The organism is Frischella perrara (genome assembly GCF_000807275.1).
Classification (GTDB): Bacteria; Pseudomonadota; Gammaproteobacteria; order Enterobacterales; family Orbaceae; genus Frischella; species Frischella perrara.
Genome location: NZ_CP009056.1, coordinates 2,075,010 through 2,089,294, shown reverse-complemented (window position 1 = coordinate 2,089,294; position 14,285 = coordinate 2,075,010). Strand labels below are relative to the sequence as shown.

Sequence of the window (14,285 nt, the reverse complement as noted above, 5' to 3'; positions counted from 1 at the left end):
ATGACCAAAGTATCGATAAAAACACTGGCGCAAGAAATTAATACTCCAGTGGAAACCCTGTTGCAAAAATTTGCTGAGGCAGGTATTAAAAAATCTGTATCAGATACCGTGACTCAAGCGGAGAAAGAAGCCTTATTAGCGCATCTTAATCCGCAAAAGGCACCAACAAAATTAACTTTGCAACGTAAAACTCACTCAACCCTAAATGTACAAGGTTCAGGTGGAAAAAGCAAAGAAGTAAAAATAGAAGTACGTAAAAAACGTACTTTTGTTAAACATGACGCCGCTCAAATTGCAGCAGAGCAAGAAAAAGCGCGTTTAGAGGCGGAAAGAAAAGCAGCTGAGCAAAAGGCTGCTGAAGAAGAAAAAGCACGTTTGTTAGCTGAAGAGAAAGCGAAACAAGAAGCTGAAAAATTACGTAGAGAGCAAGAGTTGCAAGCAGAACAAGCAAAACAAGCAGAATTAGCTAAAGCTAATGCTGAAAAAGAGCAGATCCAAGAAGCGAAAACTGCAAATAATGATACCAAAGTAAAAAAAGTTAACGATGAAAAAGCACGCTTAGAAGCAGAAGCTAATGAAATCAAGCGCAAGGCGGAAGAAGAAAACCGTCGTAAGCTTGAAGAAGAAGCTAAGCGAATGGCGGAAGAGGCACGCAAACTTGCAGCACAATATAGTGATGACAATGAAGAACGCATTGAAGAAAATGAAGATTATCATGTTACCACCTCTGCTTATGCTAGAGCTGCCGAAGATGACAATGACCGTGAAGTTGAAAGCGGACGTGGACGTGGACGAGGTGGCAAAATTACCAAACAGAAGAAAGGTAGTAAGCTGTCAGAAAGCAAAGCTGAACGCGAAGAAGCACGTGCTATTACACGTAGTGGTCACAAGAAAAAAGGCAAAAGTACTATTCAACAAGGTTTTAATAAACCTGTACAAGCCGTTAACCGTGATGTTGTCATTGGTGAAACAATAACAGTTGCAGAACTTGCTAATAAAATGGCAGTTAAAGGTTCCGAAGTGATTAAAACCATGATGAAAATGGGAGCAATGGCAACCATTAATCAGGTAATCGATCAGGAAACAGCACAACTAGTTGCTGAGGAAATGGGTCATAAAGTAGTACTTCGTCGTGAAAATGAATTAGAAGAATCACTAATGAGCGATCGTGATACAGGCGCTGAAAAAGTATCGCGTGCTCCAGTTGTTACAATTATGGGTCACGTTGACCATGGTAAAACCTCTTTATTGGACTATATTCGTAAAGCAAAAGTTGCTTCCGGTGAAGCCGGTGGTATTACTCAGCATATTGGTGCATATCATGTAAAAACACCGAATGGTGAAATCACATTTTTAGATACTCCAGGACATGCTGCATTTACTTCAATGCGTGCTCGTGGTGCGAAAGCTACTGATATCGTCGTATTAGTTGTTGCTGCCGATGATGGTGTAATGCCACAAACTATTGAAGCAATTCAACATGCTAAAGCTGCCAATGTACCTATTGTTGTTGCAGTGAATAAAATTGATAAACCAGAGGCTGATCCTGAACGTATTAAGGGTGAACTAGCACAATACGGTGTAATGTCAGAAGATTGGGGTGGTGATGCTCAATTTGTTCACGTATCTGCTAAGGTTGGTACAGGAATCGATCAGCTTTTAGAAGCAATTCTATTACAAGCTGAAGTATTAGAGTTAACCGCTATTAAATCTGGTATGGCAAGTGGTGTTGTGATTGAATCCTTCTTGGATAAAGGTCGTGGTCCAGTTGCTACTGTACTCGTTCAGTCAGGTACTTTACATAAAGGTGATATTGTTCTTTGTGGATTTGAGTACGGACGTATTCGTGCAATGCGTAATGAAATGGGCAAAGACGTGACGGAAGCAGGTCCATCTACTCCTGTTGAAATCTTAGGGCTTTCTGGTGTGCCAGCAGCAGGCGATGAAGCAACCGTTGTTCGTGATGAGAAGAAAGCGCGTGAAGTTGCCCTTTATCGTCAAGGTAAATTCCGTGATGTGAAATTAGCACGTCAACAAAAAGCAAAACTGGAAAACATGTTCACCAACATGACCGAAGGTGATGTATCCGAATTAAATATCGTGTTAAAAGCTGATGTACAAGGTTCAGTTGAGGCAATTAGTGACGCATTAATTAAACTATCAACAGATGAAGTAAAAGTTAAGATTGTTGGTTCAGGTGTTGGTGGTATTACAGAAACTGATGCATCATTAGCGGCGGCATCAAATGCAATTATACTTGGTTTCAATGTTCGTGCTGATGCATCCGCGCGCAAGGTAATTGAATCAGAAAATCTGGATCTACGTTACTATTCTGTTATTTATGACCTAATTGATGAAGTTAAACAGGCGATGAGTGGTATGCTTTCTCCTGAATACAAGCAAGAAATTATTGGTTTAGCAGAGGTTCGCGACGTATTTAAATCACCTAAGTTTGGTGCAATTGCAGGTTGTATGGTTGTTGAAGGTGTTGTAAAACGTCATAATCCAATCCGCGTTCTACGTGAAAACGTTGTTATTTATGAAGGTGAATTAGAATCACTACGCCGTTTTAAAGATGATGTTAATGAAGTTCGTAATGGTATGGAATGTGGTATTGGCGTTCGAAATTACAATGATGTTCGTGTAGGCGATTCGATCGAAGTATTCGAAACAATCGAAATTAAACGAACTATCTAAATTTAGCTATTGTTGAAGAATAGCAAATTATAAAGCATTAATCCGGTTTTGTGCTTTTCACTTAACCGGATCATTTGGGAGGATTCAATAATATGGCAAAGTCATTTAGTCGCCCACAACGTGTTGGTCACGAACTACAAAAAGAAATTGCAATTATATTGCAAAGAGAAATAAAAGATCCTCGTCTTGGTATGGTAACAGTCTCCGGAGTAGAACTATCTAAGGATTTGTCTTATGCGAAGGTATTTGTGACATTTCTTAATGATGATGATTCAGAAGTTGTTACTCAAGGATTGAAAGTATTGAATGATGCAACGGGTTATATTCGTTCTTTAGTTGGTAAAGCAATGAAATTAAGGATTATTCCAGAATTAAAATTTGTTTATGACCAATCATTAGTTGAAGGTATGCGCATGTCTAATCTTGTTAGTCAAGTCATTCAACAGGATGAAAATCGACATCAAGATTAATATTATCAATTTTTATTTAGCTTGATAAAAATCCCTTGTTAATTTACAGGCAAGGGATTTATTCTTTTTAATGGTATAAAAAAGTAATCGTTTAAATATTTATATAATGCAAATAATTCAGCAAAATAACTAAATTGACAACTAGGTTTGCTAATTCATATTGTTATTAACCTTATATTGAATTTAGGAAATGGTTTCTCACTATTAGAACTAAAGCTAATAAATTAAGCTTAATACTTTTAACATCTAATTTTGTTGAATTTAATTAATCACTATCAAAATCAATAAATTGTTAACGTTATAATAATTAACGATAAATACAAGTTTTAGAAATTTATTCAGATCAATTATGGCAAGAAGAAAAAAAGGTCGTAACCTTCACGGCGTATTATTATTAGATAAACCACAGGGTATGACATCTAATGATGTACTACAAAAGGTAAGATATCTCTATAATGCAAAAAAAGCAGGACATACCGGTGCATTAGATCCACTCGCTACAGGTATGTTACCAATTTGTTTTGGTGAATCAACAAAGTTCTCACAATATCTATTAGACTCCGATAAACGTTATCGAGTTATTGCGCAATTGGGTGTTCGCACTGATACTTCTGATGCCGATGGAACAGTTGTTGCTGAAAAAAGTGTTAATGTTACTGAAGTAGATATTTTTGCTGCGTTAGAACAATTTCGTGGCGATATTATGCAATTACCAACAATGTTTTCAGCTTTAAAATATCAAGGGCGACCATTGTATGAGTATGCCCGTCAAGGCGTGACTATTGAACGTGAAGCAAGACCTATCACCATCTACGAAAATCGCTTTATTAGCTTGCATAACAACCAGCTAGAATTGGAAATTCATTGCTCAAAGGGCACATATATTCGTACTATCATAGATGATCTGGGCGAATTATTAGGCTGCGGTGCACATGTTATATATTTAAGACGGTTACAAGTTTCAACTTATCCCTATGAAAAAATGGTAACATTAGATTTTCTGCGTCAGCATAGTGACAATCAAGCCTTGCTTGATGAGTTATTGCTACCGATTGATAGCCCAGCACTTGATTACAATTGTATTATTCTGACAAACGAACAAGGTAACGATCTATTATTAGGTCGCTCAATTCAGCTTAATGAATCATATAATGAATCTCCTCAATTAGTTAGATTGTATCAACAAGATAAATTTATTGGTATGGGTGAAGTTAGGGTTGATAAATTAGTACCAAAACGGCTTATTCAAACGGAAAAATAGGAAATGTTAAAACGTTTTGTACCAATACTATTGATTTTCGTTTCTATAGCATCAGTAACAGGCAGTTCTTCGTTAGCTAAATATTTGTTTTCAATGCTAGGGCCGGAAGGAATGACGGCTTGGCGACTGTTTTTTTCCTCATTAATGCTAATTTTTATATTTAAACCTTGGCGTAAACCCGTTTCTAAACAAGCATGGAAATACATTATTGTTTATGGATTGGCTTTGGGTTTTATGAATTTATCTTTCTATTATGCAATAGAACGCATTCCAATTGGCATTGCTGTAGCTATTGAATTGACTGGACCTATAATAGTAGCAATGTGCTCTGCGCGTAAGCTACTAGATTTTATTTGGTTAGCTATTGCAATAATTGGATTAGTTTCATTGTTACCTATCCATCAAGCTAATTCTAGTTTAGATCCCTATGGTCTGCTATTTGCATTATGTGCTGGTAGTTGCTGGGCATTATATATAATAACTGGACGTAAAGCTGGACAATTACAAGGCAGTTCAAGCGTGGCAATTGCATCGGGATTGGTTTGTTGTATTATTTTCCCTATAAGCGTATGGCATAATGGTATGGCGATGTTTTCGCTAGATGTATTACCTCTGGCATTTGTTGTAGCTGTTTTAGCATCGGCGATACCTTATGCATTAGATGTCATCACACTACCTAGAGTTTCTGCATTAACTTTTAGTACATTAATGAGCTTAACACCCGTATTAGGTGCTATATCTGGTTTTATATTTTTAGAAGAAAAGCTGACTTGCAATCAATGGATTTCAATAAGTCTCATCATTGTTTCGTCAATTGGCACGGTGTTATCAATTGGTCATAAACCTAAAATTGACAGCGTGAACCAATAACAAAAGTAGATGAATAAATAGTGGGTCTTTGTGACCCACTTAAAGCTATTATTTACTTTCTTGCTCTAACGCTTGTTTCACAGCTGGAATTGCTTCAATACGCTGTGTATATTGATCAATTGCTGGATAAGCCGGTAAATGTTCGACATATTTACGCCAACTCAAAACCACATATAAATAAGCATCGGCAATAGTGAAGTAATCGGTGGCTATGAATTGACGATTTGCTAATCGTGCTTCAATAAAATTTAATTTTGTTTGTAGCACTTTCACAGCAGCTTCTTTGCTGGTTTGTTCGTCGGATTTAAAGAGAGGTACATAAGCAGTATGTAGTTCAGTACCAACATAGCTTAACCATGACAAAGTTTGATAACGTTCAGGTTTACCAACCGGGGCAATTAACTTAGCATCAGGTGCTGAATCAGCAATATACTGAGCTATAGCAATATTTTCGGTTAAGACTGTGCCATCATTCAACACTAAAGTTGGAACTTGCCCCCGCGGATTAATATCATAAAAGTTATGATTATGCTCTGTTTTTTTAGTTTTTAAATCCACCCTTTCAATATCAAAATCAAGTTTTGATGCAATGAGTAGTATATGTTGGGTAAGTGAACAAGCAAAAGGCTTATAGTAAAGTTTCATCTTTTATCCTTCCTTATGTTGGTAGTTATTTAACTATATAGAGATATCTATATTAGCACCGTTGAGGTTCAGAAACAAAGTGATCTCTCAACGATGTTGTGAATATTGGTTAAACCAATTAATTCAACAATAAACTGAAAATTAATCATACGTTATCTAAGTAATTGTCCAATTAGCTAGGAATTGGAGTTCCAACCAACCAAAGTACTATCGGTAATGTAATTAGACTTATAAGTGTACTTATAAAGGTCGAACTGGACACTAACTCTGGCTTAGTGTTGAATTGTACAGACATAAGGGTAGTATTGGCAGCACTCGGCATAGCGGCAAGTATAATTAATATTTGTTTGTAAGTCGTTTCAATTGGTAAAAAGTATACTAATACTGTAGCAATCAGTGGTGAAATGATCATTCTAATAGTTAAAGCAATCGTAATTTTACTATAATCTATATGTTTAATGGTTAACATAGATAGTTGCATACCTAATATAATCATAATAATAACTATAGAGGCATCACCAATCATGCCTATTGAATTGAGGATAGATGAGGTTAATGGGATATGGAATAATTGAAAGAGAATACCCAGTAATGCACCATAAGCAATTGGCATCTGTATAACTTTTTTAAGCACTGCTTTTTGACTTACGATATCTTCACCACTACTCCCTTTCGCTGCATAATAAATGCCCACAGTACTCATAACAAATTGTTGTAAGACCATGATAATAACGGCTAAATCAAACCCCATTTCACCAAAGAAAACTAAAATAACCGGTGTACCATAATTACCATTATTCATAAAGCACGAACTAAGTATCATGGCACAATTTTCCTGAGTATTCCATTTCATAAAGAGGCTACAAAAGTAAACTATACCAATTATGATGAAACATAGAGAAAATAGATAAATACTATAAAAAATATAATCAATCGTTAAGGTATGAGTGTAGAATGTCTTAAATGCTAGAAATGGTGATAAAACATACAATGACATTTTTGATAGGTTAGCAATATCAAAATGGAGTAACTTTTGAGATATAAATCCGACAATGAAAATGCAAAAAATAGGGAACAATATTAGAAAAAATTGCATAATGAATTAGTAATTTTTGTGCAGAGTTTAAGCATTATATAGTGTGCCTAAGAAAAAATATACGTCTTTGAAAATTATCAAATATCGTAAGGACTAAGCAAACAAATAACCAAAACTAATAGGTCAGCCTATATAAGTGTTTTAACTGAATAACTAAGTAAAGAATAGGTGACCTTTTTATGTATCGATAGCTTAACAAGCCATTCTAAGACTCATTATCTAATTCATCAATTGCCATCATAATTGCGAGTTGTAATTGATCACAGGTATTTTCATTTAAAACTTGGTTATCTTTATTCGTTAGTACAAACAAATCTTCCACATGTTCTCCAATAGTAACAATTTTAGCACTACGCAATGATAATCCAAGATTGGAAAATACTTCGCCTAGACGAGCTAATAAACCGGGACGATCAAGAGCAATTAATTCTAAATATGTTGTGCGTTCATTAAATGACGATAAGAAATTAATTTGGGTCGGCACCTTAAAATGACGTAGTTTTGATGAAAGACGTTTAATTTTTACTCTTGTATAGTGATTTTGACGTAATGCTTTTTCAAGATTATCTTTGATTTCTTGGTGACGATCGTTATTTATCAAATGACCATAAGGATCCAATACAATAAAGGTATCTAAAGCAAACTCTTTTTTATTCGTTGTAATTAATGCATCATGAATATTAAGATTACGTTTACTTAATTCACTACTTACTGTTGCAAAGAGATATGGTCTATCTGGAGAATAGATAAAAATTTCAGTGCCACCATGAAATGGGATTTGATTAATGACAACTAGAGGTTGTGTAAGATCATGATTGAGTAAATTCTTAACATGCCATACGATTTGTTCAGTAGTATAACGCCAAAAATAATCAAAAAGATAATCTTTCCAAAACTGTTTGATTTCTAACTCATCATAACCATCTTGGACAAGCTGGGCTAGCGCCAGTTTTTTATGTTCTCTCGCAATACTACGATGTTCTGGAATCCGATGGATGCCTAATTCAAATAAGCGGTCGGTTTGAAAATAAAGCTCACGCATCAAACTCTGTTTCCAGCTATTCCAAAGCGTTTCATTGGTAGCACAAACATCGGCAACAGTCAGGCATAGCAAATGTTGCAAATAACTTTTATTTTTGACTTGCTGAGCAAATTCACGGATAACAGCCGGATCTTGTAAATCACGACTTTGCGCAGTTACTGACATCAATAAATGGTATCGGACTAACCAAACTATTAATTTAGTCTCTTTTTCGCTAAGATCATGTAATTGGCAGAATTGCTCGACTAATTCAGCACCTAATTCAGAATGATCTCCAGAACGTCCTTTAGCAATATCGTGGAAAAGAGCCGTAATAATTAACAGTTCCGGTTTAGGTAATTTGGCATAAACTTTTGAACTATTCGGATGTTTCTTCTGTCCTTCTTCGGTTGTAAAGTCAGCTATTTCCAATAATAAACGAATAGTATGTTCATCAACTGTATAAATATGAAACAAATCAAACTGCATCATGCCAACGATACGTTTCCAACCCGGAATATATTTAGCTAAAATCCCATGCCGGTGCATAAGAAAAATGGCTTTTTTTATTGCATCAGGATGTTTGATAATTTGTAAAAATTGTTGGCGTGCTTGTGGTAATTGGCATAATAAACCATCAAGTTTACGACGAGCTGAACGTAATTGCCTAATAGTATTAGAATGAATGCCAATGATTTGTGGATTTAATAGTATGGTATGAAATAATTGCATAATCATAACCGGATATTGAATAAATAGATCGTTATTTTTTATATCAATCAATTTATCGCGAACTTGAAAATACTCGTCAATATCATAAGGTTTATCTGATTTAAGTGATAAAATAGACTCTTCAAATAGTTGTAATAACATCTGATTAAGCTCAGTAATGTTATGTACTACACGATAATAATCACGCATCATTTTTTCAACTGGCCGGTTACCCTCGCCTTGATAACCTAATAATTTGGCAATACTTAATTGTCGGTCAAACAATAATCGATTGTCATAACGATTGATCACGCTATGAAGGGCAAAACGCATACGCCATAAAAAACGACGACAATTATTAATTTCATCAATTTCTTCTGATGTGAGGTAAACAAAATGTCCATTTTTCTGTAATGATTCTTTCCCAAAATGTCTGAGTGCAATCCATTGTATAATTTGAATATCGCGTAAGCCACCGGGACTATTTTTAATGTCAGGCTCTAAATTATAACTTGTACTGTGATATTGTTGATGGCGTTGTAATTGTTCTTGGATTTTAGCTTGATAAAATGTCTTAGATGGCCAAATATTTTCATTGAGTATTTGTTGCTGTAATTCGTCAAATAGTTCTTGATTACCAACAATTAATCTTGATTCTATAAGATTCGTCATGATGGTAATATCATTTTTGGCTTCTTGTAAACATATCTTTAGAGTTCGTACACTATGACCGACATCTAAATGCAAATCCCATAACAATCGAACTAGTTGACCGATTTGCTCTTCCATTTGACTCGTTAGTTCTTTGTCACTAAGTATTAATATATCAATATCTGATAAAGGGTGTAATTCACTACGACCATAACCACCGACAGCGATTAAAGAAATGCGATTTGATTTAAATATCGACGTAACCTGATCTGGAATATGAAAATTCTTCCACAAACGAATCAATAGCTCATCAATAAATTTTGCCCGCGTGTAAATTAATTTTTCTATATCAGCGTTTGCTTTAAATTCAGCTACTGACCATTGGTAGAATTGATCTAAAGATTGCTTCAGATGAGCAATTGTTAATTCCTCATCAGTAAAATTAAGTGGTGAAAAAGGGAATTTAAGCGTTGAATATATGTCAGTGTTCATCAAGCAATCATTAAAGCCAATTATTGATATTATTTTATATCGTTATCCTAAAAACATAGGATGTCAATAACTACTTGACGTTAAGCTAGTTTTATCATTTGTTATTAATAAATAAAAAGAAATAAATTCAACTAATCTGATAAGAATGAATGAAAAACGTTAAAAAAAGAAAACATGTGAAATTAACATAAAAAAAAAGGGCTTATGAGATAAGCCCAAAATAACTATTAACAGAAAGGAAATAAGCTTCGAAATCTACCAAAAAAACACTTTACAATGTTATTCCAGTCAATTTCTAAGCTAAATTTAGATTAACATTTAAAAACTGATAACGCAACACTTTTGTAAAAAAATATTAATATTTTCTTAACTTAACCGATTGTTTAATATCATTTTATTCATAAGCTAACTATAATTAAGCGTATTTTGCTTACTATTTTTTACAAAAAATTTACATTTATAGTGCATAATAGCTATAATTTATTAAAATTAATGTAATAAATTAACTTTTTCTAAGATAATCAATTGATATTAAAAAATTAGCTAAATAATAACTATTATAGTAATAGCTGTTATAAAAAAGCCGATTTATATCATCGGCTTAAATTAATCAAGATTTAAAAATAAAATTTAATTTCAAACCAAAAGCTACGGAATAGCCATAAAAATGTGATCGAAACTAATCCCTATCATTTAGCTAAAAATTGATTAAGTCACTATAGAGTAAAATCACTCAGATCATCTTCATTGATTTCAGCATCAATTTGACCAACCAAATAGGAGCTAATTTCGGCTTCCTGTGGAGCAACTTGAACATTATCGGAGACTAACCAGTTATTTATCCAAGGAATAGGATTTGATTTTGTTTCAAAGGGTAATTTAAGTCCCACTGCTTGCATTCGAATGTTAGTGATATATTCAATATATTGACATAAAATATCTTTATTTAAACCAATCATTGAACCACCCGAAAACAGATATTCAGCCCACTCTTTTTCTTGGATTGCTGCTTGTAAAAATAACTCATAACATTCACCTTCACACTCTTTCGCGATTTCTTCCATTTCTGGATCATCTTCACCACTACGTAAGGTGTTAATCATAAATTGTGTACCGGTTAGGTGTAGAGCTTCATCTCGGGCAATGAGCTTAATAATTTTCGCATTACCTTCCATTAATTCACGCTCAGCAAAGGCAAAAGAACAAGCAAAACTGACGTAAAAGCGAATAGCTTCTAGGGCATTAACACTCATTAGACATAAATACAGCTTTTTCTTTAATTCACGCTTATCAATAGTAATAGTTTGGCCATTAATATCATGCTTGCCAGTACCTAACAAGTTGTAATAGTTGGAATAAGTGATTAAATCATCGTAGTAACCTGCGATATCAGTTGCCCGCTTTTTGATCTCTTCATTGGTGACAATATCATCGAATACAATTGAAGGATTATTCACTATATTGCGAATAATATGTGTGTAAGAACGAGAATGAATCGTTTCGGAAAACGCCCAAGTTTCCACCCATGTTTCTAATTCAGGGATAGAGATTAACGGTAATAAAGCCACATTAGGGCTACGACCTTGAATTGAATCTAATAGTGTTTGATATTTCAAATTACTAATGAAAATATGTTTCTCATGTTCAGGTAAGTCAGCATAATCAATACGGTCTTGCGAAACATCAACTTCTTCGGGACGCCAGAAAAAAGAAAGTTGTTTTTCAATCAGTTTTTCAAACATTTCATATTTTTGTTGATCATACCGTGCCACATTAACGGGTTGACCGAGAAACATAGGTTCCTTGAGCTGATCATTATGTGTTTGACAGAAAATGGTATAATTCATGCTTAAATCCTTAATGATAAAAAGGGTTGTTACGTTTGAATATTGATGAAATTCAACCGTAAAAAGCCTAGTTGCAGACTATTGCCTACAACCAGATGTACACGTTAAACAAACGTTTGTTACAATTTACAAAACTAGCTTACTAAAAGATGAACAACTAAATTTTACAAGCACCACCTTCACAACCATCATCCGAAGTTGAGATCGTAATATCTTCTTGCATGTCTTGAGCACCGTCGCGAGTGTTATGATAATACAGCGTTTTAACACCATACTTATAGGCAATGAGTAGATCCGCGAGAAGCTGTTTCATCGGGACTTTGTCATTGGCAAACTTAGTTGGATCATAATTGGTATTAGCTGAAATGGATTGATCGATAAATTTCTGCATGATGCCAACTAATTGTAAATAACCGGTATTGTTTGGAATTTGCCAAAGCAGTTCATAAAATCGTTTTAGTGTGTCATATTCAGGAACTACTTGTTTTAAAATACCATCTTTAGATGCTTTCACACTGACATAACCGCGTGGAGGTTCTATACCATTGGTAGCATTAGAAATTTGTGAAGAGGTCTCCGATGGCATCAAAGCTGATAGTGTTGAGTTACGTAAACCATGTGTTTTAATGGATTGGCGTAATGCTTCCCAATCATAATTTAATTTAGCTTTAACAATATCATCTAAATCACGTTTATAGGTATCAATAGGAAGGATTCCTTGTGAATAGTTTGTTTCATGGAATAAAGGGCAAGCTCCCTTTTCCATTGCCAATTCATTTGACGCTTTCAATAAATAGTATTGCATAGCTTCAAAGGTTCGATGGGTTAAGTTATTAGCGCTGCCATCAGAATATTTAACGCCATGTTTAGCTAAATAATAAGCATAATTAATCACGCCAATACCCAATGTTCGGCGATTCATTGTCGAAGTTTTGGCCGCTGGAACAGGATAATCTTGATAATCTAACAGATTATCAAGGGCACGAACGGCTAAACGGGCCAGTTCTTCAAATTCATCTAGTGATTCAATCAATCCTAAATTAAATGCTGATAACGTACAAAGGGCGATTTCACCAGAGGCATCATTTATGTTATTTAATGGTTTTGTTGGTAACGCAATTTCCATACATAAATTGGATTGGCGAACAGGGGCAACGTCTGGATTGAAAGGACTATGAGTATTGCAATGATCCACATTTTGAATATAAATTCGTCCGGTTGATGCGCGTTCTTGCATGAGCAAAGAAAATAATTCAACCGCTTTAACAGCGCGTTTGCGAATTGATTCATCCGCTTCATATTGACAATATAAACGTTCAAATTCAGCTTGATTAGCAAAAAAGGCATCATAAAGTCCAGGTACATCCGAAGGACTAAATAATGTGATATCTTCACCTTTGATTAATCGTTGATACATCAATTTATTAATTTGTACGCCATAATCAAGATGACGAACTCGGTTTTCTTCTACACCACGATTATTACGTAATACCAATAGGCTTTCTACTTCTAAGTGCCATAATGGATAAAACACGGTTGCCGCACCACCCCGTACTCCACCTTGTGAGCAAGACTTAACAGCAGTTTGAAAATACTTATAAAATGGTATGCAACCTGTATGAAAAGCTTCTCCACCACGAATAGAACTACCTAATGCACGAATACGCCCTGCATTGACACCGATTCCAGCACGTTGCGATACATATTTAACAATCGCACTAGCAGTAGCATTAATGGAATCCAAACTATCGTCGCATTCAATTAAAACACAAGAACTAAATTGACGAGTTGGAGTCCGCACTCCTGCCATAATTGGTGTTGGTAAGGAAATTTTAAAAGTGGAAACTGCATCATAAAAACGCTTAACATAATCCAGACGCGTTTCTTTAGGATAATTGGCAAATAAGCAAGCTGCAACGAGTATATAAAGGAATTGAGCGCTTTCGTAAATTTCACCTGTTACACGATTTTGAACTAAATACTTCCCTTCAAGTTGTTTCACGGCAGCGTATGAAAATGTCATGTCGCGCCAATGATCTAAGAAAGTATCCATTTGATTAAACTCATCTTCCGTGTAATCGGTTAACAAATGTTTATCATAACGACCATCTGCGACAAGTTTCTTTACATGTTCATAGAGTTTAGGTGGTTCAAATTGACCATAGGCTTTTTTGCGTAGATGAAATATAGCTAGGCGAGCTGACAAATATTGATAATCTGGCGCATCTTGAGAGATTAAATCAGCAGCAGCACGAATGATAGTTTCATGAATATCAGCTGTACGAATACCATCATAGAATTGGATATGTGATCTTAATTCAACTTGAGAAACCGATACATTACTTAAACCTTCCGCTGCCCATGTAATAACACGGTGGATTTTATCAAGATCAATCGGTTCTTTTTTACCATTGCGTTTTGTGACTAATATAGATTTATTCATCGCCCCTATCCATAATTGAAAAACAAACTTTAATAAAATATATGATAATTGATAATAATCAAAAAATACAATATGTAGTAT

9 protein-coding genes are annotated in these 14,285 nt (G+C 34.7%); 4 read left to right on the top strand and 5 right to left on the bottom strand.

The genetic code is table 11. The annotated features are described in order from the left end of the window. The 4 genes from infB to FPB0191_RS09030 all read left to right on the top strand — a co-directional run bounded on the left by infB (position 1) and on the right by FPB0191_RS09030 (position 5,298). Positions 1-2,697, top strand: a complete 2,697-nt coding sequence (gene infB, locus FPB0191_RS09045) for a translation initiation factor IF-2 (RefSeq protein WP_039105489.1) — start codon at positions 1-3, stop codon at positions 2,695-2,697. Between the two features lie 92 nt (positions 2,698-2,789). Next, complete coding sequence (gene rbfA / locus FPB0191_RS09040; protein WP_039105487.1) at positions 2,790-3,167, top strand: 30S ribosome-binding factor RbfA; 378 nt, start codon at positions 2,790-2,792, stop codon at positions 3,165-3,167. Between the two features lie 349 nt (positions 3,168-3,516). After that, positions 3,517-4,428, top strand: coding sequence for a tRNA pseudouridine(55) synthase TruB (gene truB, locus FPB0191_RS09035; RefSeq protein WP_039105486.1), 912 nt, complete (start codon positions 3,517-3,519; stop codon positions 4,426-4,428). Positions 4,429-4,431: 3 nt separating this feature from the next. Continuing rightward, complete coding sequence (locus FPB0191_RS09030; RefSeq protein WP_039105485.1) at positions 4,432-5,298, top strand: EamA family transporter; 867 nt, start codon at positions 4,432-4,434, stop codon at positions 5,296-5,298. Between the two features lie 48 nt (positions 5,299-5,346). On the opposite strand, the gene gstA is transcribed toward FPB0191_RS09030, so the two are convergent. The 5 genes from gstA to nrdA all read right to left on the bottom strand — a co-directional run bounded on the left by gstA (position 5,347) and on the right by nrdA (position 14,204). Further along, positions 5,347-5,943, bottom strand: coding sequence for a glutathione transferase GstA (gene gstA, locus FPB0191_RS09025; protein ID WP_039105484.1), 597 nt, complete (start codon positions 5,941-5,943; stop codon positions 5,347-5,349). Positions 5,944-6,115: 172 nt separating this feature from the next. Then, positions 6,116-7,039 carry an AEC family transporter gene (locus FPB0191_RS09020; RefSeq protein WP_039105483.1) on the bottom strand — a complete coding sequence of 308 codons (924 nt, stop codon included), beginning with the start codon at positions 7,037-7,039 and terminating at the stop codon, positions 6,116-6,118. A 205-nt stretch (positions 7,040-7,244) separates the two neighbouring features. Further along, on the bottom strand, positions 7,245-9,914 hold the full coding sequence (glnD, locus tag FPB0191_RS09015; protein WP_039105482.1) for a bifunctional uridylyltransferase/uridylyl-removing protein GlnD: 2,670 nt from the start codon (positions 9,912-9,914) through the stop codon (positions 7,245-7,247). Positions 9,915-10,630: 716 nt separating this feature from the next. Next, a complete protein-coding gene (nrdB, locus tag FPB0191_RS09010; RefSeq protein ID WP_039105481.1) occupies positions 10,631-11,761 on the bottom strand; it encodes a class Ia ribonucleoside-diphosphate reductase subunit beta in 1,131 nt (376 codons plus the stop codon). A gap of 157 nt (positions 11,762-11,918) precedes the next feature. Further along, a complete protein-coding gene (nrdA, locus tag FPB0191_RS09005; RefSeq protein ID WP_039105479.1) occupies positions 11,919-14,204 on the bottom strand; it encodes a class 1a ribonucleoside-diphosphate reductase subunit alpha in 2,286 nt (761 codons plus the stop codon). Between the last annotated feature and the right edge of the window lie 81 nt (positions 14,205-14,285).

Excerpts from the sequence above, each read along its gene's own strand:
- infB (WP_039105489.1), top strand. The coding sequence starts at position 1 with ATGACCAAAGTATCGATAAAAACACTGGCGCAAGAAATTAATACTCCA.
- rbfA (WP_039105487.1), top strand. The coding sequence starts at position 2,790 with ATGGCAAAGTCATTTAGTCGCCCACAACGTGTTGGTCACGAACTACAA.
- truB (WP_039105486.1), top strand. The coding sequence starts at position 3,517 with ATGGCAAGAAGAAAAAAAGGTCGTAACCTTCACGGCGTATTATTATTA.
- FPB0191_RS09030 (WP_039105485.1), top strand. The coding sequence starts at position 4,432 with ATGTTAAAACGTTTTGTACCAATACTATTGATTTTCGTTTCTATAGCA.
- gstA (WP_039105484.1), bottom strand. The coding sequence starts at position 5,943 with ATGAAACTTTACTATAAGCCTTTTGCTTGTTCACTTACCCAACATATA.
- FPB0191_RS09020 (WP_039105483.1), bottom strand. The coding sequence starts at position 7,039 with ATGCAATTTTTTCTAATATTGTTCCCTATTTTTTGCATTTTCATTGTC.
- glnD (WP_039105482.1), bottom strand. The coding sequence starts at position 9,914 with ATGAACACTGACATATATTCAACGCTTAAATTCCCTTTTTCACCACTT.
- nrdB (WP_039105481.1), bottom strand. The coding sequence starts at position 11,761 with ATGAATTATACCATTTTCTGTCAAACACATAATGATCAGCTCAAGGAA.
- nrdA (WP_039105479.1), bottom strand. The coding sequence starts at position 14,204 with ATGAATAAATCTATATTAGTCACAAAACGCAATGGTAAAAAAGAACCG.